Source organism: Saccharothrix syringae (genome assembly GCF_009498035.1).
Lineage (GTDB): Bacteria > Actinomycetota > Actinomycetes > Mycobacteriales > Pseudonocardiaceae > Actinosynnema > Actinosynnema syringae.
The window spans coordinates 4,457,748-4,475,510 of record NZ_CP034550.1 but is presented as its reverse complement, the minus strand read 5'-3'; the positions used below and the strand labels follow the sequence as shown (position 1 = coordinate 4,475,510).

At 74.6% G+C, this 17,763-nt stretch carries 19 protein-coding genes; 11 read left to right on the top strand and 8 right to left on the bottom strand.

Going from position 1 to position 17,763, the window contains the following annotated elements:
- Nucleotides 1–188: 188 nt before the first annotated feature.
- Nucleotides 189–644 (top strand): YkvA family protein, encoded by a 456-nt coding sequence (locus EKG83_RS19370; RefSeq protein WP_228122701.1) that lies wholly within the window; start codon nucleotides 189–191, stop codon nucleotides 642–644.
- 3 nt (nucleotides 645–647) lie between these two features.
- On the opposite strand, the gene EKG83_RS19365 is transcribed toward EKG83_RS19370, so the two are convergent.
- Complete coding sequence (locus tag EKG83_RS19365) at nucleotides 648–1,382, bottom strand: lysophospholipid acyltransferase family protein (protein WP_033434630.1); 735 nt, start codon at nucleotides 1,380–1,382, stop codon at nucleotides 648–650.
- 75 nt (nucleotides 1,383–1,457) lie between these two features.
- On the opposite strand from EKG83_RS19365, the gene EKG83_RS19360 reads away from it, so the two are divergent.
- The 3 genes from EKG83_RS19360 to EKG83_RS19350 are packed head-to-tail and all read left to right on the top strand — an operon-like array spanning nucleotide 1,458 to nucleotide 4,581.
- Nucleotides 1,458–2,657 (top strand): PP2C family protein-serine/threonine phosphatase, encoded by a 1,200-nt coding sequence (locus EKG83_RS19360; protein WP_153278226.1) that lies wholly within the window; start codon nucleotides 1,458–1,460, stop codon nucleotides 2,655–2,657.
- A complete protein-coding gene (locus EKG83_RS19355) occupies nucleotides 2,657–4,147 on the top strand; it encodes a sensor histidine kinase (RefSeq protein WP_051766770.1) in 1,491 nt (496 codons plus the stop codon). The genes EKG83_RS19360 and EKG83_RS19355 overlap by 1 nt, the downstream gene beginning before the upstream one ends.
- Nucleotides 4,144–4,581: a response regulator gene (locus EKG83_RS19350; RefSeq protein WP_033434601.1), complete on the top strand. Its 438-nt coding sequence runs from the start codon at nucleotides 4,144–4,146 to the stop codon at nucleotides 4,579–4,581. The genes EKG83_RS19355 and EKG83_RS19350 overlap by 4 nt, the downstream gene beginning before the upstream one ends.
- Nucleotides 4,582–4,654: 73 nt before the next feature.
- On the opposite strand, the gene EKG83_RS19345 is transcribed toward EKG83_RS19350, so the two are convergent.
- Nucleotides 4,655–5,269, bottom strand: coding sequence for a TetR/AcrR family transcriptional regulator (locus EKG83_RS19345; protein ID WP_033434602.1), 615 nt, complete (start codon nucleotides 5,267–5,269; stop codon nucleotides 4,655–4,657).
- A 42-nt stretch (nucleotides 5,270–5,311) separates the two neighbouring features.
- Between EKG83_RS19345 and EKG83_RS19340 the strand changes: the two genes are divergently transcribed.
- Entirely contained in the window at nucleotides 5,312–6,070 is a 759-nt protein-coding gene (locus tag EKG83_RS19340) for an alpha/beta fold hydrolase (RefSeq protein ID WP_033434603.1), read from the top strand.
- Here the strand turns inward: EKG83_RS19340 and EKG83_RS19335 are convergent.
- Nucleotides 6,063–7,064 carry an MBL fold metallo-hydrolase gene (locus EKG83_RS19335; RefSeq protein WP_033434604.1) on the bottom strand — a complete coding sequence of 334 codons (1,002 nt, stop codon included), beginning with the start codon at nucleotides 7,062–7,064 and terminating at the stop codon, nucleotides 6,063–6,065. The two genes, EKG83_RS19340 and EKG83_RS19335, sit on opposite strands and share 8 nt — an antisense overlap.
- An 84-nt stretch (nucleotides 7,065–7,148) precedes the next feature.
- Between EKG83_RS19335 and EKG83_RS19330 the strand changes: the two genes are divergently transcribed.
- The gene (locus EKG83_RS19330) at nucleotides 7,149–8,150 is read left to right on the top strand and encodes an LLM class flavin-dependent oxidoreductase (protein WP_033434605.1); all 1,002 of its coding nucleotides are present in this window, start codon (nucleotides 7,149–7,151) and stop codon (nucleotides 8,148–8,150) included.
- 24 nt (nucleotides 8,151–8,174) lie between these two features.
- Complete coding sequence (locus EKG83_RS19325; protein ID WP_033434606.1) at nucleotides 8,175–8,585, top strand: VOC family protein; 411 nt, start codon at nucleotides 8,175–8,177, stop codon at nucleotides 8,583–8,585.
- A gap of 7 nt (nucleotides 8,586–8,592) precedes the next feature.
- Here EKG83_RS19325 and EKG83_RS19320 read toward each other — a convergent pair whose 3' ends face one another.
- Nucleotides 8,593–9,339, bottom strand: coding sequence for a hypothetical protein (locus tag EKG83_RS19320; RefSeq protein ID WP_153278225.1), 747 nt, complete (start codon nucleotides 9,337–9,339; stop codon nucleotides 8,593–8,595).
- Between the two features lie 237 nt (nucleotides 9,340–9,576).
- Between EKG83_RS19320 and EKG83_RS19315 the strand changes: the two genes are divergently transcribed.
- Complete coding sequence (locus tag EKG83_RS19315; RefSeq protein WP_153278224.1) at nucleotides 9,577–10,629, top strand: VanZ family protein; 1,053 nt, start codon at nucleotides 9,577–9,579, stop codon at nucleotides 10,627–10,629.
- Between the two features lie 23 nt (nucleotides 10,630–10,652).
- Here EKG83_RS19315 and EKG83_RS19310 read toward each other — a convergent pair whose 3' ends face one another.
- Both EKG83_RS19310 and EKG83_RS19305 read right to left on the bottom strand, forming a co-directional pair.
- On the bottom strand, nucleotides 10,653–11,186 hold the full coding sequence (locus EKG83_RS19310) for a hypothetical protein (RefSeq protein ID WP_033434608.1): 534 nt from the start codon (nucleotides 11,184–11,186) through the stop codon (nucleotides 10,653–10,655).
- A gap of 287 nt (nucleotides 11,187–11,473) precedes the next feature.
- Nucleotides 11,474–12,760 carry a lipase family protein gene (locus EKG83_RS19305; RefSeq protein WP_051766772.1) on the bottom strand — a complete coding sequence of 429 codons (1,287 nt, stop codon included), beginning with the start codon at nucleotides 12,758–12,760 and terminating at the stop codon, nucleotides 11,474–11,476.
- Between the two features lie 149 nt (nucleotides 12,761–12,909).
- Between EKG83_RS19305 and EKG83_RS49050 the strand changes: the two genes are divergently transcribed.
- Nucleotides 12,910–13,044: a hypothetical protein gene (locus EKG83_RS49050; RefSeq protein WP_265590341.1), complete on the top strand. Its 135-nt coding sequence runs from the start codon at nucleotides 12,910–12,912 to the stop codon at nucleotides 13,042–13,044.
- Nucleotides 13,045–13,115: 71 nt separating this feature from the next.
- Entirely contained in the window at nucleotides 13,116–14,066 is a 951-nt protein-coding gene (locus EKG83_RS19300; RefSeq protein WP_282916596.1) for an alpha/beta fold hydrolase, read from the top strand.
- Between the two features lie 25 nt (nucleotides 14,067–14,091).
- Here the strand turns inward: EKG83_RS19300 and crtI are convergent, their stop codons facing one another.
- Together crtI and EKG83_RS19290 are read right to left on the bottom strand one after the other, a co-directional pair.
- A complete protein-coding gene (gene crtI / locus EKG83_RS19295; RefSeq protein ID WP_033434610.1) occupies nucleotides 14,092–15,570 on the bottom strand; it encodes a phytoene desaturase family protein in 1,479 nt (492 codons plus the stop codon).
- Nucleotides 15,567–16,664 (bottom strand): polyprenyl synthetase family protein, encoded by a 1,098-nt coding sequence (locus tag EKG83_RS19290; protein WP_033434611.1) that lies wholly within the window; start codon nucleotides 16,662–16,664, stop codon nucleotides 15,567–15,569. The genes crtI and EKG83_RS19290 overlap by 4 nt, the downstream gene beginning before the upstream one ends.
- Before the next feature lie 163 nt (nucleotides 16,665–16,827).
- On the opposite strand from EKG83_RS19290, the gene EKG83_RS19285 reads away from it, so the two are divergent.
- On the top strand, nucleotides 16,828–17,754 hold the full coding sequence (locus EKG83_RS19285; RefSeq protein ID WP_033434612.1) for a phytoene/squalene synthase family protein: 927 nt from the start codon (nucleotides 16,828–16,830) through the stop codon (nucleotides 17,752–17,754).
- Nucleotides 17,755–17,763: the final 9 nt, after the last annotated feature.

Genomic DNA, 17,763 nt, shown 5'->3' with positions numbered 1-17,763 from the left:
ACCGCGGCAGTCGGGCCGGCGACCGCCGGCCCACGCCCCGACACCCCCGCACCGCGGTGCACACCCGCGGCGGACCGCGCGGGTGGGCGATCCGCTCACCGCCGCATCGCGTCGACGGCCGGGTGCGCCCCGGGCCGTCGCCGATCCGGGAGTTTCCGGCACGTGCCCCACCGGGCACCTACCATGGCATGGTGATCCTGGTGGCCGTGGTGCTGGCCCTGCTCGGCGTCGGCACGCTGGTGTGGCGCGACACCGACGTGCTCGGCCTGCCCCCGGTGGTCGCGGGCCTGGTCCTGCTCGCCCTCGGCGTCGGCGCGGGCGTGCTGTGGGCGATGCGGCGCCGCCGGCGGTGGGAGCGCAAGGGTGAGCCCCGGCCGGTGGGCAACGTCTTCGAGCGGGCCCGGGCGCTGCCCCGCCTGATCCGGCAGCGCAAAGCCTACGGGCTGCCCACGAGCACGCTGGCCACGTGGGGCTTCGCGCTCGTCTACCTCGTCTCGCCGATCGACGTGCTGCCCGAGCTGCTGCCGCTGATCGGCGTCACCGACGACGCGGGCGTGGCGGTGTGGCTGCTCACCAGCGTCTCCACGGTGGCGGGCCAGTACCTGAACTGGGAGCGGTCGGGGCGGCGCCCGCCCCGACCGTGAGCCTCACCGGTCCCGGGGCGCCGGCAGTTCCCGAATGCCGGTCAGCAGGGCCGTCACCGCGCCCATGATCCGCGCGGTCGCCTCGTCCAGCACCGCCTTGGTCGGCTCCAGCCCGTACAGGTCGGACAGGTCGACCTCGGCGCCCGCCACCACCGACACCCGCCGCCACGGGCGGGGCACGAACCGCCCGGGCGGCAGCAGCTCGCGCGTGCCCCACTGCGCCACCGGCACCACGGGCGCGCGGGTGGCCAGCGCGACCCGCGCCACGCCGTTCTTGCCGCGCATGGGCCACCCGTCGGGGTCGTTGGTGAACGTGCCCTCGGGGTAGACGATCACGCACTCCCCCGCCTCCAGCGACGCCCGCACGGCGTCCACCGCCCGCCCGGCGCGCGCCGTGCCCCGGTCGACCGGGATGTGCCGCCCGGAGGACATCACCCACCCGATGACCGGCGCCCGCCACAGGCTCGCCTTGGCCAGGTACCGCGGCACCCGCCCGGACGCCAGCGCGAACGCGGTCAGCGTCACCGGGTCGGCGAACGACAGGTGGTTGGAGGCCAGCAGCACCGGCCCCTGTCGGGGGATGTTCGCCCGACCCTTCATGCGCATCCGCACGAACAGCACCACCAGCGGCCACAGCACGTCGATGGCCACGGAGTACCAGAAACCCCTGCCGCGGCGCGGCAGCCGGGCGGTCAGGGCCGCCATCCGGTAGAACGTCACGCCGGGATCATCGGCCATCCCCACCCCGCCGGTCACGCGACCCACCGACCGCGGTCGCCCGGCTCTGATCGAGTTCGACTAATCTCACCCACCGTGGCAGGGCTCCCGACACCGCGCACCGCGGTGGACCGCATCAGCGTGCTGCTCGTCGAGGACGACGAGGGCGACGCCGTGCTGGTCGAGGCCCTTTTGGACGAAGTCGAGGCCGACGTGGTGCTCCACCGCGCGCGGACCCTGCGCGAGGCCGAGCGGCTGCTCGCGAAGGTGGACTGCGTGCTGCTGGACCTCGGCCTGCCCGACACCACCGGCCTGGACGGCCTGACCAGGCTGCTGGCCCACCCCGCGCCGGTGGCCATCATCGTCCTCACCGGCCTGAACGACGAGCACCAGGGCACCCGCGCGGTGGCCGCGGGCGCGGAGGACTACCTGGTCAAGGGCCAGGTGGACGGCGTCGGCCTGGCCCGCGGCATCCGCTACGCGGTCGGCCGCAAGCGCGCCGAGGAGACCCAGCGGCAGCTCCGCGACGAGCAGCTGCTCGCGGCGGAGAAGACCCGCCTGGAACGCGGCCTGCTGCCCTCGCCCATCCTGCACGGCGAGGACCTGGAGGTGGAGGTCCGCTACCGCCCCGGCGGCAGCCGGATGCTGCTCGGCGGCGACTTCTTCGACGCGGTCCGCAAGCAGGACGGCACGCTCCAGGTCGTCATCGGCGACGTGTGCGGGCACGGCCCGGACGAGGCGGCGCTGGGCGTGTTCCTGCGCATCGCGTGGCGGGCGCTGGTGCTGGCCGACCAGGAGCCCTCGCGGGTGCTGCGCACGCTGCACGAGATCCTGGAGCACGAGCGGCACCAGGCGGGCCTGTTCACCACCGTGTGCATGGTGACGATCTCCCCCGACCGCCGCTGGGCGCGGCTGTACCTGGCCGGGCACCCCGAACCGATGCTGCTGGTCGGCGACCGCGTGCTGGAGCTGCCCCGGGACCGGGCGGGCCTGCCGCTGGGCGTGCTGCCGGACAGCACGTGGAGCGGCCTGGACGTGCCGCTGCCGCCCGGCTGGTCGATGCTGCTCTACACCGACGGCCTGGTCGAGGGCCGCGTGGTCGGCGACACCGAGCGGCTGGGCTCGGAGCGGCTCATCGAGCTGATCGGCGAGGTCACCGAGACCCTGCGCGAGGGCACGCGGGCCCCGTCCGCGCTGCTGGACACCCTGATCTCCAGGGTTAAGGAGCTCAACGGCGGGGAACTGGACGACGACATGGCCGTCATGCTGATCTCGGAGCAGGATTACCCCGTCTGATGGACTACCGCACCCGCTGGCCCGCGGCCAGGCTGCTCGTCGCCGCCGTCACCACCCTGATCATCGTCTGCGCGGGAGCCGTCGCCGGCATGGCCGTCGCGCTGTCGAGCCTCACCGACGCCCGCGTGAAGTTGTCGGACCAGATCAACCCCGCCCGCGGCGCGGTGCTGCGGATCGAGGCGGCGGCGGTCGACCAGGAGACCGGGTTGCGCGGGTACCTGCTCACCGCGAACCAGGAGTTCCTGACCCCCTACACCGAGGGGCAGCGCACCGAGCAGGACGCGGCGGCCGACGTCAGGCGGTTGCTCGGATCGGTCCGCCCGGACCTGATGGACGACCTCGACCAGGTGCTCGCGCTGGGCGCCGACTGGCGGGCGCAGTACGCCGAGCAGCGCATCGCCTCGGTGCGCGCGGCCGGCGTGCCGACGCAGGGGACGTCCGACGCGGAGCGGGGCAAGGTGCTGTTCGACCGGCTGCGCGGCGCCATCGACGCCCTGGTCGCCGAGCTGGACGTGGCTTCCGGCGAGGCGCGGGCGGAGCTGGACGACGTCGCGCGCGACGTGCTGTGGGTGGCCGTCGGAGTGGGCCTGCTGCTGGTGGTGATCATCAGCGCGGTCGCGGTGGTGCTCTACCGGATTTTGATCGCGCCGCTGGCGGGCCTGGCGGGCGACGTGCGGCAGGTCTCGTCCGGCGACTACGCGCACGAGGTGCGGGTCACCGGCCCCCGCGAGGTCGTCATGCTCGGCCAGGACGTGGAGGCCATGCGCTCGCGCATCCTGTCCGACGTCACCGAGCTGCAGCGGTCCAACTCGGAGCTGGAGCAGTTCGCCTACGTCGCCTCGCACGACCTCCAGGAGCCGCTGCGCAAGGTGGCGAGCTTCTGCCAGCTGCTGGAGCGCCGCTACTCCGGCCAGCTCGACGACCGCGGCGAGCAGTACCTGCGGTTCGCGGTCGACGGCGCCAAGCGGATGCAGGTGCTGATCAACGACCTGCTGGCGTTCTCCCGGGTCGGCCGGATCACCCGCGAGCAGACCCTGGTGGACTGCGACGTGCTGGTCGAGCAGGTGCTGGACAACTACTCCGAGGTCATCGAGAGCACCGGTGCGACGATCGAGGTGGCCGACCTGCCGACGGTGCGCGGCGAGGAGTCGCTGCTGGGCGGGGTGTTCGGCAACCTGGTCAGCAACGCGCTCAAGTTCCGCGGCCAGGACCCGCCGCACGTGCGGATCGGGGTCGAGCGGACGGACGACTCCTGGACCTTCACCATCAGCGACAACGGCATCGGGATCGACACGGAGTACGCTGAGCGCATCTTCGTGATCTTCCAGCGCCTGCACCACAAGGACGACTACCCGGGCACGGGCATCGGGTTGGCGATGTGCCGGAAGATCATCGAGTACCACGGTGGCAGGATCTGGTTGGACACCACCGAGGGTCCCGGCACCACCTTCAGGTTCACCCTCCCGGCAGTAGAGGACGACGAGCAATGAGCAGCCCGCTGAACGTGATCGACGTACTGCTGGTCGAGGACGACCCGGGCGACGCGCTGATGACGCAGGAGGCGTTCGAGCACCACAAGATCCGCAACCAGCTGCACGTGGTGCGCGACGGCGTCGAGGCGCTGGAGTTCCTGCGGCGCGAGGGGCAGTACGCGGACGCGCCCCGGCCCGGGCTGATCCTGCTGGACCTGAACCTGCCGAAGCGCGACGGGCGCGAGGTGCTGGCCGACATCAAGGCGGACGAGTCGCTGCGCACGATCCCGGTGGTGGTGCTGACCACGTCGGAGGCGGAGGAGGACATCCTGCGCAGCTACAACCTGCACGCCAACGCCTACGTCACCAAGCCGGTGGACTTCGACCGGTTCATCGAGGTCGTGCGGCAGATCGACGACTTCTTCGTGACCGTGGTGAAGCTGCCCCGCTAGGTCGTGTTCCGGGGGTCGGGGTGGCCGCCGGCGGGTCGGTGCCGGAAGCGGATCGTGCCGGCACCGACCCGGCTCAGGCCGCGTAGGCGGCCAGGAAGACCCTGACCCCGTCGTCGGCGACCCGCAGCAGCTCCTCCTCGGTGGGCCGCGCGGCGGGGTCGAACATGGCCTGGTTGAGCGGGACCGACAGCACGAGCCAGGTGAAGTGCCGCGCGGCCGCGAGCGGGTCCGGGACGCGCAGCAGGCCGCGGTCGGCGAGCCGGGCGAACCGCTCGGCCAGGCGGTGGTACCCGCGTTCCGGGCCGGTGGCGTACCAGAGCGCGGCGAGGTCGGGGAACCGCTCGGCTTCGCCGATGACGACGCGCCGCATCCGGACCAGGTGCGGCTGGGTCACGACGGTGACCAGCCCGCGGGCCACGGCGCGGAGGTCGGCCTCCGGGTCGGCGGTGCCGGCGAGGGCGTCCAGCAGCTCGTCCGAGCGCTGCTCCGCGGCGCGCACGTCGGCGGTGATGACCGCCGCGAACAAGCCGCGCTTGTCGGTGAAGTGCTGGTAGACGGTCTGCTTGGAGACCGCCGCGAGAGCCGCCACCTGGTCCATGCTCGCGCCCACGTAGCCGTGTTCGAGGAACACCTCCCGTGCTGCACCGAGAATCGTCCGCCGCTTGCGCTCGGCCCGGTCCATACCCATGAGTAGTACTGTACCGTCTAGTTCTGTTCCGAAGGGGGCGACGTGGGTTCGACGGTTTCGAGGGACGGCACGCGGATCGGCTTCTCCCGGGTGGGGACCGGTCCGGCCGTGGTGCTGGTGGACGGGGCGTGCTGCTTCCGCGCGTCCGGGCCGATGGGCGCGCTCGCCGAGGCGCTGAGCGGGTCGTTCACCGTGTCCACCTACGACCGGCGCGGGCGCGGCGACAGCGGTGACACCGCGCCGTACGCGGTCGGGCGCGAGGTGGAGGACCTGGCGGCGGTGGTCGAGGCGGCCGGCGGGGCGGCGTTCGCCCACGGCTTCTCCTCCGGCGCGGTCCTCGCCCTGCACGCCGCGGCGGCCGGGGTGCCGCTGCGCGCGGTGGCGCTGCTGGAGCCGCCGCTGTCGTTCGAGCCCGACGCGGGGCCGGACGTGCGGCCGGAGATCGAGGCCCTGGTGGCGGCCGGTCGGCGCGGGGACGCGCTGGCCCGCTTCCAGCTCGCCTGCGGCATGCCGGAGGAGGTGGTGGCGGGTGCGCGCCGGTCCCCCGGCCGGCCGGTGCTGGAGGCGCTGGCCCACACCACCGCCTACGACCTGACCGTCACCGCCACCGTCCCGGACCTGGCCGCGGTCGCCGCGCCCGCGCTGGTGCTGGACAGCTCGGGCAGCGACCCGCGGCTGCGCGCGTGGGCCGACGGGGTGGCCGCGCGGCTGCCCGGGGCGGCGCGCCGGACCGTGCCGGGCGAGTGGCACGGTGTCGCGCCGGACGTGCTCGCGCCCGTGCTGGCCGACTTCTTCAGCTGACCTCGTAGGTCGTCACGCCGTCCCGCCCGGTCGCGCGCACCAGGCCCCGCCGGACCAGCACGTCGAGGTGCGCGGCGGTCTCGCCGGTGGCCAGCACCTGGTTGAACAGGTCCAGCTCGGCGAACCGCCTGCCGCGGCGGGTCCAGCCGAGGCGGCCCGCGGTGGCGAAGGCCGTGCCGGTGCCCGCGCGGACCGCGTCCAGGGTGGCGGCCAGCCGGTCCTCGTGGTGGGCCAGCAGCTCGTCCACGCGGGCGTGGCTGGACTCGGTCACCGGGCCGTGGGCGGGCAGCAGCCGCAGGTCCGGGTAGGAGCGGACGAGGTTCAGCGAGTCGAGGTAGTCGCCCAGCGGCAGCGGCGGGCGGTCGGCCTCGAAGCCGATGGACGGGGTGATGTGCGGCAGCACGTGGTCGCCGGCGAACAGCAGCCGGGACTCCGCGTCCACGAACACCACGTGCCCGCGGGTGTGGCCGGGGGTGGGCAGGACGCGCAGCACGCGCTTGTCCAGCTCCAGGTCGCCCTCCTCCAGCCACTCGTCGGGCTCCTCGTAGTCGCGCAGCTCCGCCTCGCCGAGGGCGGCCAGCCGGGTCAGCCACTGCTCGGCCAGGTGCGGCGCGCCCCACGCGCGCAGCCGCTCGACCTGGCCGTTCCCGGTGCGCGCGGCGATCCTGGCCAGGGACGGCTGCTCGCCGAGGCCGAGGGCGACCTTCGTGCCGAAGCGGCGCCGGAGGGCGACGGCCATCGTGTAGTGGTCGCGGTGGGCGTGGGTGACGAGGAACCGGCGGACGTCCTCGAAGCCGTGCCCGAGCGCGTCCAGGGCCGCCTCCAGGGCGGTGAGGCCGGCGTCGAGGTGCCAGCCCGGGTCGATCAGGACGAGCCCGTCGCCGTCCTCGACCGCGTAGGCGTTGACGGTGTGCAGGCCGTCGTTGGGCAGCGGCAGCGGGATGCGGTGCACACCGGGCGCGACCTCGAAAACTCCTGGCTGGGTCCAGTCCACCCGCGGATCCTACTTTCCGGTAACCCGCGGTGGGCACGGCCGGTGGCCGATCGGGGCCGCAGTCGTGCGGTGCAAGATTGTCTGATGGACGTCTACCTGCTGATCCTCGGCGACCACCTGCCCAACCCGTGCACCGGGGACGTGGTGACCGAGGCCGACCGGCTGCGGGCGATCGTGGAGCAGGCCGTGGTGGCCGAGGAGGCCGGTTTCACCGGGGTGGCGATCGGCGAGCACCACTTCACCCGCTACATCGTCTCGGCGCCGGAGCTGCTGCTGGCGACCATCGCCGCGCGCACGTCGACGCTGCGGCTGTCCACCGGGGTGACGCTGCTGGCCCACCACGACCCGGTGCGGGTGGCCGAGGAACTGGCCACGCTCGACGTGCTGTCGCGGGGCCGGGCCGAGATGATCGTGGCGCGGGGCGTGTCGCAGCGCACCGACGCGGCCTTCGGCGTCCAGGACGACCTGCGGGAGCGGTTCGACGAGAACCTGCGGCTGCTGCTGCGGCTGCTGGAGCAGCCCCAGGTGACCTGGGAGGGCCGCTACCGCAGCCCGCTGGTGGACGTGACCACGACACCGCGCCCGGTCCAGCGGCCGCGGCCGCCGGTGTGGATCGGCAGCGCCTCGGCGGTGTCCGCGGACCTCGCGGTCGAGCTGGACCTGCCGCTGATGCTGCCCAGCACCCTGCGCGACCCGGGCACGCACCGGTCGGTGGTCGGGCACTACCGGGCCGCCATGTCCGGCGGCGGCCGGGTGGCGCTGCCCAGCCACGTGTTCGTCGCGCCCACCGCGGCCGAGGCGCGGCGCAGGTGGCGGCCGCACCTGGCCGCCTACGCCCACTTCGCCGACCGGTGGCGCGGCGACGGCGACGTGGACGTGGACGCGCTGATGGACGGCGCGGCGGTGTGCGGCGACCCGGCCGAGGTGGCCGACCGGCTCAACGCGCTGACCGACCTGCTGGGCCTGGACGCCCAGCTCGTCATGATCGACATCGGCGGCCTGCCGCGCAGGTCGGTGCTCGACGCGATCCGGCTGTTCGGCGCGGAGGTGCTGCCGAAGCTGAAGACCGGCCCCGCGCGGGCGTAGGCGACCACGGACAGGAGCACCCACGTGCGGTTCAGCGTGCACCACACGGCGATCAGCGCCGTGGACATGGACGAGTCGATCCGGTTCTACGGCGAGCTGGGGTTCGAGGTGGCGCTGCGCCACCGCGACCCGGCGGGCGAGTTCGAGATCGCCCACCTCAAGCTCGACGGGACCTTCCTGGAGATCTTCTGGTACCGGTCGCGGCAGGACGCGCCGGCGACCGCGGGCGCGCTGGCCACGGACCTGCCCCGGGTCGGCGTCAAGCACCTCGGCCTGCGGGTCGGGTCGATCCGGGAGGCGAAGGAGTTCCTGGAGCGGCGCGGGCTGGCCTCCGGCATCGAGGTGCGCGAGGGCGTCACCGGCGTCACGTACTTCTTCGTCAAGGACCCGAGCGGCATCCTGCTGGAGTTCGTCCAGGACGACCGCGGGCTCTGAGGCGGCCTCAGCCGGGCCAGGAGACGACCGACAGCCGGATCGTGGGTATCTCGCCGTCGTTCGCCTCCGCGCACGGGCAGCGGACCTCGATCACCCTGGCCCACCCGACGCGGTTCTCGTTCGTGACCACGCACAGCACCACGCCGGGCACGACCTCCGCGAGCGGGAGTTCGCCGACGCCCCGGGTCCGGGCCGCGGTCCGGCACGCCTCCGGGGTCGCCTCGACGTCGCGCGCCGCGCCGTACGACTTGGCCTTGTGGTTCTCCAGGCCGCCGCTGCAGTTGCGGTAGAGCAGCTCGAAGCCGTCGAGGTCCCGCAGGGGCGTGTCGGTCCGCTCGACGAACGACCGCGGCTCGTCGAAGTCCAGGAAGGAGTCGACGCCGATGCCGCACACCCCGGGCGACAGCTGGACCTCGACGGGCTCGGGGGGCGGGGTGGTCGGTGCGGCGACGGGCGCGGCCGTCGTGGTGGCCGTGGTGGTCGTCGGGGTCGGGGAACCCGACGGCGAGGCCGCCGGGCTGGTGGTCGCGGCGTCCGGCACGGGGCTGCCGCCGATCGCCGCGGGCTCGTCCCGCACCGCGACGACGATCACGACCGCGAAGATCGCCGCGGCGATCCCCGCCACCCAGCTGGCGCGCTCGAACCACGGCCAGACCGAAGAGCCCTCGCGCTTCGCGCGCCACCTCAGCACGAGGACCACGGCGAGGAGGCCGACCGCGGTGATGCCCAGCGCCGGCGGAACCCCTTCTTTCACCAGGCGCACGCTAGCGCCCGCCGGGGCCGGTCGGCGGCCACCGGTCGCGAATACATCAGAAAGGGTCAAGCCCCGCCCCGGTCGTTCCGCAGAAGTACGGCGCGCGGGTGGCGGCGGGCACCTCGCCCCGGCTCGCCGGTCCCGGTGACCAGCGGCCGGCCCCGGCGGGGTTTGGCGGGCGGGGCGGTTGGATAAAGGAGGTTCACCCCGTCGCGCTGAGCAAGCGGAGCCGTGGACATGTTGAGTTCGTACCTGGAGCCCGCGCGGACGGGGTTCTCGACCTTCGTCGGTGTCGGCGCGCTGTTGCTGCTGCCGCTGGTGGCGCTGCACTACTGGCGGTTCGGGCGCGTCGAGCCGCGCCGGGCGGTGGTGCTCTACGGGCTGCTGGCGTACGGCCTGGTGGCGCTGGCGCTGATCTTCCTGCCGTTCCCGGACCGGGCGCAGGTGTGCCGGGGCGAGACGATGCTGTCCACCACGCCGTTCCAGTGGGTCACCGACATGCGCAACAACATGGCGGCCACCGGGCGTTCGGGCATCCAGGCGATGGCGACCTCGCAGGCGTTCCTCCAGCAGGCGTTCAACGTGGCGCTGTTCGTGCCGCTGGGCGTGGTGCTGCGCAAGGCGTACCGGCGGGGGCCGTTCGCGGTGGTGTGCGTCGGGTTGGGCGTGTCGCTGGCCGTCGAGGTGGTGCAGTACACCGGGAACTTCGGCTACTACCCGTGCCCGTACCGGATCGCGGACGTGGACGACCTGATCTCCAACACCGCGGGCGCGCTGCTGGGGTGGATGCTCGCGCCGGTGGCGGTGGTCGTGCCTGCGGTGCCCGACGCGGCGGACGCCACCGCGCCGCCGGGCACGGTGAGCGTGCCCCGGCGCCTGTGCGGGCTCGTGGTGGACCTGCTCGTGGTGGCGCTGGTGTGCCGGCTGCTGCTGCCCGGGGCGTGGTGGGCGCTGGCACTGACCGCCCTGCTGCGGGTGGTGGTGCCGGCGGTGAGCGGCGGCTGGACGTTCGGCGGGTGGCTGCTGCGGTACCGGACCCGGCTGCCGGGCGGTGGTCGGGCCGGTGCCGGGCGGATCGCGGTGCGCGAGCTGCTGGGGGTGACGGGGCTGCTCGCGTACGCGGTGGCGGTGTCGCCCCGGCTGGGCTGGTGGTGGCTGGACCTGCTGGTGATCGCGGTGGTGCTGGCGGGGACGTTCGCGGTGCCGGTGTTCCGGCGGGACCAGGCCGGGTGGCACGAGCGGGTGGCGGGCACGCGGGCGGTGTCGGAGCGGGTGCCGGAACGCGTCTAGCGCACCCGCCCCCGTCCCGCGGCCTACCCGACCTCGGCCGCCACGCCCTCGTAGCGGTACCCGGCGTTGATCGCGTGGTTGACCTCGGCCTGGCTGGTCATCAGCACGTGGTCGCCGTTGCCCGGGTGGCGCAGCCGGTGGAACGGGATCCCGGCGCCGGAGCCGGCCGGGAGGACGTAGGCGCCGATCCCCTCGTAGGTGTAGCCCTGGCTGCCGGTCGCGGCGACGACCTCGTCCCAGCTCGCGGTGTGGAAGCGGTCTTTCCGCTGCGGGCTGTAGATGCGGTAGAACGGCACCAGGCCGGCCTGCGGGGTGGTGGAGACGAAAGCGTCGATGCCGCTGTAGGTGTAGCCGACGGGCAGGTTGACGACCTCGCTGCGGTTGGTCGTGTTGTAGTTGTCGCCGGTCTGCGGGTTGTAGAGCCGGTAGAACGGCTCGTAGAGCGACGCGGCATTCGCGCTCGGCGCCAGGGTGACGGCCGCGGCGACCGCGACGAAAAGGGCGACGACGGCTCTGGCGACCAGGGCACGCCTGCCGACCAGCCGGGATAAGGGCATGAATACCTCCGGGGATCTACCGGGAGAAGGAACTCGACAAAACGCCGGTTGGGTCACCGACGCGTCAAGGTTCGGGCAGGGCGGCAAAGGCCGCCATCCTCCGTTCGCCGGAGGAAGAGGGCCGACGAGGGGAAATTCGCCTGTTCGGGGCATCGAATTGGGGCGAGCGACGGACCTGGTGCGGTCATTACCCCGGTAATGGGTTCGGGCACCCGAACGACACCGGTGAGAAGCGTTCCGGAACACCGTCGTTGCACTTATCCGGGGGTGGCGGAAATGCGGGTTTTTCAGCCGAGCAGGCGGCGGAACTCGTCCCGGCTGATCCGGCCGTCCCGGTCGGCGTCGGCCCGGCGCGCCAGGTCGTCCCACCGGCCCCGGTACTCCGCGCGCAGCGCCCGCGCCCGCGGCGAACCGGGCGGCTCGCCGAGCCCCTGGGCCCGGCGCAGGGCCAGCACGTCGACATCGTCACGCGTGAGCGTGCCGTCGCCGTCCGCGTCGAGCAGGTCGAACCCCGGTTCCGGGTGCTCCGCGACGAGCGCGTCGGCCCAGGCGACCAGGTCGTCGCGCCCGGCCGGGTCGTACCCCGCCGAGAGGACGCCCGCGTGCGTGGCGCCCTCGTGCCGGTCGAAGCGGACGCTCGTGCCGGTGCCCGCCAGGTCGGCGGCGAAGCCCTCCACCACGGGCAGGGGCACGACCTCGTCCGCCGTGCCCGCCGTGATGAGCACGGGGCGGTCCATGCGCGTGACGGGCACGCGGCAGGCGTGCAGGACCTCGGCGACGCCCGGGCGGGTGGGCAGGCCGGTGGTGCCCATGTCGTCGTTGGTCAGGCCCGCGACGGCGTGGAACATGTCGACCAGGGTGGCGCTCGCGGCCACGTCGAGCAGCCGGCCGCCCGCGTCGGTGAGCAGGGCCCGGGCGTCGAAGCGCGGGTGGGACGTGCGCAGGCCCGCCAGGAGGAACGGCAGCAGCACCGACAGCGGCCGCGCGCCGTCGGCGGTGACCAGGGCGACCAGCCGCGGCAGGTGCACCGGCGGGGCCAGGGCGACGGTGCCGCGGAAGTCCAGCTCGGGCGCGTGGCCGGCGGCGATCAGGCCGGTGAACAGGGCCGCGTGGCCGCCCTGGGAGAAGCCGACGACGAGCCAGGTGCGGCCGAGGCCGGGGTCCAGCCGGCGGGTGGCGCGCACGATGTCGACCACGTCGTCGGCCACGGCCTCGCCGTTGAAGTACGGGTGCGGGCCCGGGGTGGCCAGGCCCTCGTAGTCGGTGGCGGCCACCGCGTAGCCGGCGGCGAGCCAGCGGGCGACGTGGGCGCGTTCGAGCCTGGTCAGGCCGGCGGTGGAGGGGGCGCAGCGGTCGGCCAGGCCGGTGGTGCCGTGGGCGTAGCTGACGACGGGGCGGCCCGGGGCCGGGTCGGCCGGGAGGAAGACCGAGCCGCTGACCGCGCGACCGGAGCCGTCGTAGCCCAGGCCCTGGTAGAGGACCTGGAGGGCTTCGGCGGCGTGGTCGGGCCACAGCTCCGCGGGCAGGCGGCGGTGGTCGAGCACCGTGCCCGGTTCGTGCTCGGCGGCAGGCATGTTCCCTCCTCCGCGGGACGGTAGCGGGATCGCGGGCCGCCCCGGACGGGGGTCACCCGAAGGTGTTGCGGGATTGCTCCGGTGCCGTGCGGCGGTGCACGTCTGAGTGGTCCGCCGGCCGGGTAGCCCCGCGGCGAAGGGAGGTCGTCATGGTCCATCCGGAACCGCCCGAGCCGCCGCCCGTGCCCGTGCCCGAGCCGATTCCCGACACGCCCCGGCCCGAACCGGGGCCGGGCACGGAGCCGCCGGTGCCGCCCACGCCCGAGCCGCCCACGCCGAGGTGACGCCGCGCTCGGAGTGACACGCGGTGGGCCGGCGCGAGTCCGGCCCACCGCGTTCCGCCGGCGATACGCTCGTGGCGACACCGAGGGGGACGACGTTGCCGCAGCACCGCGAGTTATCCGTCAACGGCATCACGATGCACGTCGCCGAGCAGGGCCGGGGCCCGCTGGTCCTGCTGCTGCACGGCTTCCCGGAGAGCTGGTACTCCTGGCGCCACCAGTTCGGGCCGCTCGCCGAGGCCGGGTACCGGGTGGTCGCGCCCGACCAGCGCGGTTACGGCGGCACGGACCGGCCGGAGGACGTCGACGCCTACACGATCCTGCACCTGGTCGGCGACGTGGTCGGGCTGATCGCGGCGCTGGGCGAGCGCGAGGCCGTGGTGGTCGGGCACGACTGGGGCGCCCCGGTCGCCTGGCACACCGCGCTGATGCGCCCCGACCTGGTGCGCGGCGTGGTCGGGTTGAGCGTCCCGGCGGTGCCGCGCGCGTCCCGACCCCCGCTGCGACTGCTGCGCGAGCAGTTCGGCGACGACTTCTACCAGCTGTACTTCCAGCGGCCGGGGGTCGCCGACGCCGAGCTGGGCCGCGACCCGCGCGCGACGTTCCGCCGGGTGCTGGGCCGGGCACCGGACGGCGGGACCGCGCCGGACTCCCCCGCCACGGGCTTCCTGGACCGGTTCGCCGAGCCCAGGGTGCTGCCGCCCTGGCTCACCGAGGCCGACGTGGACGCCTTCGTGGACCAGTACCGCCGCAACGGCTTCACCGGCGGCCTGAACTGGTACCGCAACATCGACCGCAACTGGGAGCTCACCGCGCCGTGGGACGGCGCGGTGATCACCCCGCCCGGCATGTTCATCGACGGAGACCAGGACGTGGTGCGGGGCTTCATGCCGGCGGACGCCCTGCCGCGGCTGGTGCCGAACCTGCGGTCGGTGCACCACCTGGCCGGGTGCGGGCACTGGACGCAGCAGGAGCGGCCGCGGGAGGTCAACGGCGCGCTGCTGGAGTTCCTGTCCGGGCTGTGACGGCCCGTCGGAGGCGGGTGCCCCGTCAGGGCCGCCGGTGCAGGCGGGCGGCGGCCAGCCGGCCCGAGATCAGCACCGGCGGGATGCCCACGCCCGGCGTGGTCCCGCTGCCCGCCAGCACCACGTTGCCGTCGCGGAAGGGCAGGTTCCGGGGCCGGAACGGGCCGGTCTGGGCGAAGGTGTGCGCCGCCGAGAAGGGGGTGCCGGCGGCCTGCCCGGCGCGGGCCCAGTCGTCCGGCGTGGTCAGCGACAGGCGCGTCACGTCGTCCGCCGAGGCGATGAGCTTGCGGTGCACCAGCTCGCCCACCAGCCGGTCGGCGTAGCCCTCCCCCAGCCGGTCCCAGTCCAGCGGGCCCGCGTCCAGGTTCGGGCACGGCGCCAGCAGGTAGTGCAGGTGCCGGTCCGCCGGTGCCAGCCCCGGGTCGGTCGCGGTGGGCGTGGTGAGCAGCAGCGACGGGTCGGTCATCAGCTCGCCCCGGTCGATGATCTCGTCGAACGTGCGGTCCCACGCGTCGCCGAAGGAGATGGTGTGGTGCGCGTACCCGTCGACGCGCGGCCCGCTCAGGTGCACCACCACCGCCGACGGCGACCAGCGCAGCGGCACCGGGCGGCGCGGCCGGCGGTGCAGCAGGCGGGTGGTCTGCGCGGGCCCGCCGGCCAGCACGACCGCGTCGCAGGCGAACCGCTCCCGGTCGGTGACCACGGCCCGCACCCGGTCGCCGCGCACCTCCAGCGAGGTGGCCTCGCACCCGTGGGCGAACCGCACGCCCGCGTCCGCGGCGGCGTCGGCCATGGCCTGCGGCACGGCGCGCATCCCGCCGCGCGGGAACCACACGCCCGCCACCGTGTCCATGTAGGCGATCACCGCGTAGGCGGCCAGGGCGCCGCGCGGCGCCACCCCCGCGTACAGGGCCTGGAAGGTGAACACCCGCCGCAGGCGCGGGTCGCGCAGGAACCGGCCCACGGCGCGGTCCAGCGACCCGAACCCGCCCAGGCGGACCAGCGCGGCCAGGTCGAGCCCGAGCAGGTCGAGCGGGCTGTCGAAGTTCGCGCCGATGAACCGCTCGCGCTCCACCTCGTACAGCCGGGTCAGCCACGCCCGCAGCTCCCGGTACCCGGCGGCCTCCCGCCCGCCGGCGAACTCGCGGACCGCCTCCTCCATCTGCTCGGCCGACGTGTGCACGTCCAGCGCGCTGCCGTCGGCGAAGCACGCCCGGTAGGCCGGGTGCAGCGGCAGCAGCTCCAGCCGGTCGGCCAGCCGGTCGCCCACCGCGGCCAGGGCCTCGTCCACCAGCTCGGGCATGGTCAGCACGGTCGGACCGGTGTCGATCCGGTGCCCGGCCACGTCCAGCCGCCCGGCCAGCCCACCGGGGTGCGGCAGCCGCTCCACCACGGTCACCTCGTGCCCGGCGCCCCTCAGGTGCAGCGCGGCGGACAGCCCCGCCAGCCCGGCGCCGACCACCACGACCGAGTCGGTCCGCCCCCTCACCACACGCGCGCTCACCGGTGCCTCCCGGTCGCCCCGGCGGCCAGCGCGGTCAGCGCGGGGCCCGCCTGCCCGGCCAGGTCCACCCGGTCGATCGCCTGCCCGGCGCTCGCGACCAGGGCGTCGATCCGCTCCTCCACCGCGGCGACGGCGCCCAGGTCCCGCAGCAGCTCGCGCACCTCGGCCACGGTCCGCTCGGTGACGCCCTGCCCCTCCAGGCAGTCCCGCAGCAGCCGCGCCGCGTGCGGGCGGTCGGCGGTGCGCGCCAGGCCGAGCGCGAGCGCCATCAGCGCGGTGCGCTTGCCCTCGCGCAGGTCGTCGCCGACGGGCTTGCCGGTGACCGCGGTGTCGCCGAACACGCCGAGCAGGTCGTCCCGCAGCTGGAACGCCACCCCGACGTCCCGGCCGTAGGAGCGCAGGGCGTCCACCAGGTGCGGCGGCGCGTCCGCCAGCGCCGCGCCGAGGTGCAGCGGCCGCTCCACGGTGTAGGCGGCGGTCTTGAACCGGGCCACGCGCAGCGCCCGCTCCAGCGACTCCTCGCGCCGGGCGCCCGCCAGCAGGTCCAGGTGCTGCCCGGCGATCATCTCGGTGCGCATCGCCCGCCACGGCACCCACGCGCGGGCCAGCGCGGCGGGGTCGAGGCCGGCGGTGACCAGCGCGTCGTCCGCCCACGCCAGGGCCAGGTCGCCGACCAGGACGGCGGCGCTGTCGCCGTAGTGCCGGGAGTCGCCCGCCCAGCGGCCGCGGTGGTGGCGGGTGGCGAACGCCACGTGCGCGGTCGGCCTGCCGCGCCTGGTGGCCGAGCGGTCCATCACGTCGTCGTGCACCAGCGCGCAGCCCTGGAGCAGTTCCAGCGCGACCAGCGCCCGCACCGCCGCGTCGGCGCGGGGTCCCTCGGCCTCGCCGCCCGCCGCGCGCCAGCCCCACCAGGCGAACGTGGGCCGCACCCGCTTGCCACCGGCCAGGACCAGGTCGGCCAGTGCCCCGGCCAGCTCGGGCGCGGTGTCGGGTGCCCGCGCGAGGAAGTCCTCCAGCTCGCGGTGCAGCCGGGGCAGCAGCTCGTCGCCGACCGCCGGCGGCGCGGCGTGGGGTGCCCTGGAAACCAGCGTCATCGTGCCTCCCGACTGCGTGGCGTTGGGATGAGCTAAACAGGACACCGGGGCGCCTGCACGACAGGTTGATCTGTCGCGTGGAAGGCGGCTTGATCTGTCATGCGGAGCGCGGCGCCCGGTCCTAGCGTGGTGCGCGAAGCCTCCGGAAGGACTCCCCGCCCCCATGTCGGTCGAAAGCGAACTCGACGCCGCCGCCGTCACCGATCCGGTGCTGCGGCGGGCGTACCAGCGCTGCCGTGAGCTGAACGCCGAGCACGGCCGCACCTACTACCTGGCCACGCGCCTGCTGCCGCGCGCGCGGCGTCCCGCGATCCACGCCCTGTACGGGTTCGCCCGGTGGGCCGACGACATCGTCGACGAGGTGCACGACGGCCGCACGCCCGCCGAGCGCGCCGCCCAGCTGTCCACTGTGGATGAGCGGCTGGCCGAGGGCCTGGCCGCCGGCGGCAGCGACCACCCCGTCATCGCCGCGGTCGTGGACACCGCGCGCCGGTACGGCATCGAGCGCTCGCTGTTCACCGACTTCATGGCGTCGATGCGGATGGACCTGACGGTCACCTCCTACGCCACCTACGCCGACCTGGCCCGGTACGTGCACGGCTCGGCGGCGGTGATCGGGCTGCAGGTGCTGCCGGTGCTGGGCACGTGCGTGCCGCGCGAGGAGGCCGAGGGCCCGGCCGCGGCGTTGGGCGTGGCGTTCCAGCTCACCAACTTCCTGCGCGACGTGGGCGAGGACCTGGACCGGGGCCGGGTGTACCTGCCGACCGAGGAGCTGGCCGGGTTCGGGGTGGACCGCGAGCTGCTGGGGTGGGCCCGCCGCACCGGGCGCACCGACCCGCGGATCAAGCGCGCGCTGGAGTTCCAGGTCGCCCGGACGCGCTCGGTCTACCGGGACGCGGCGCCGGGCATCCCCATGCTGGCCCCGCAGTCGCGCCCGTGCGTCGCCACCGCGTACCGGCTGTACGGCCGCATCCTCGACCTGGTCGAGCGGGCCGACTACGACGTCCTGTCCAGGCGCGTCACCGTGTCCGGCGGGCGGCGGCTGGTGATGGCCCTGCCCGCCCTGGCCCGCGCCGCGCTGTCGGCGTGAACACCCGCG

Excerpts from the sequence above, each read along its gene's own strand:
- EKG83_RS19370 (WP_228122701.1), top strand. The coding sequence starts at position 189 with ATGGTGATCCTGGTGGCCGTGGTGCTGGCCCTGCTCGGCGTCGGCACG.
- EKG83_RS19365 (WP_033434630.1), bottom strand. The coding sequence starts at position 1,382 with ATGGCCGATGATCCCGGCGTGACGTTCTACCGGATGGCGGCCCTGACC.
- EKG83_RS19355 (WP_051766770.1), top strand. The coding sequence starts at position 2,657 with ATGGACTACCGCACCCGCTGGCCCGCGGCCAGGCTGCTCGTCGCCGCC.
- EKG83_RS19350 (WP_033434601.1), top strand. The coding sequence starts at position 4,144 with ATGAGCAGCCCGCTGAACGTGATCGACGTACTGCTGGTCGAGGACGAC.
- EKG83_RS19345 (WP_033434602.1), bottom strand. The coding sequence starts at position 5,269 with ATGGGTATGGACCGGGCCGAGCGCAAGCGGCGGACGATTCTCGGTGCA.
- EKG83_RS19330 (WP_033434605.1), top strand. The coding sequence starts at position 7,149 with ATGGACGTCTACCTGCTGATCCTCGGCGACCACCTGCCCAACCCGTGC.
- EKG83_RS19315 (WP_153278224.1), top strand. The coding sequence starts at position 9,577 with ATGTTGAGTTCGTACCTGGAGCCCGCGCGGACGGGGTTCTCGACCTTC.
- EKG83_RS19310 (WP_033434608.1), bottom strand. The coding sequence starts at position 11,186 with ATGCCCTTATCCCGGCTGGTCGGCAGGCGTGCCCTGGTCGCCAGAGCC.
- EKG83_RS19305 (WP_051766772.1), bottom strand. The coding sequence starts at position 12,760 with ATGCCTGCCGCCGAGCACGAACCGGGCACGGTGCTCGACCACCGCCGC.
- EKG83_RS49050 (WP_265590341.1), top strand. The coding sequence starts at position 12,910 with ATGGTCCATCCGGAACCGCCCGAGCCGCCGCCCGTGCCCGTGCCCGAG.
- EKG83_RS19290 (WP_033434611.1), bottom strand. The coding sequence starts at position 16,664 with ATGACGCTGGTTTCCAGGGCACCCCACGCCGCGCCGCCGGCGGTCGGC.
- EKG83_RS19285 (WP_033434612.1), top strand. The coding sequence starts at position 16,828 with ATGTCGGTCGAAAGCGAACTCGACGCCGCCGCCGTCACCGATCCGGTG.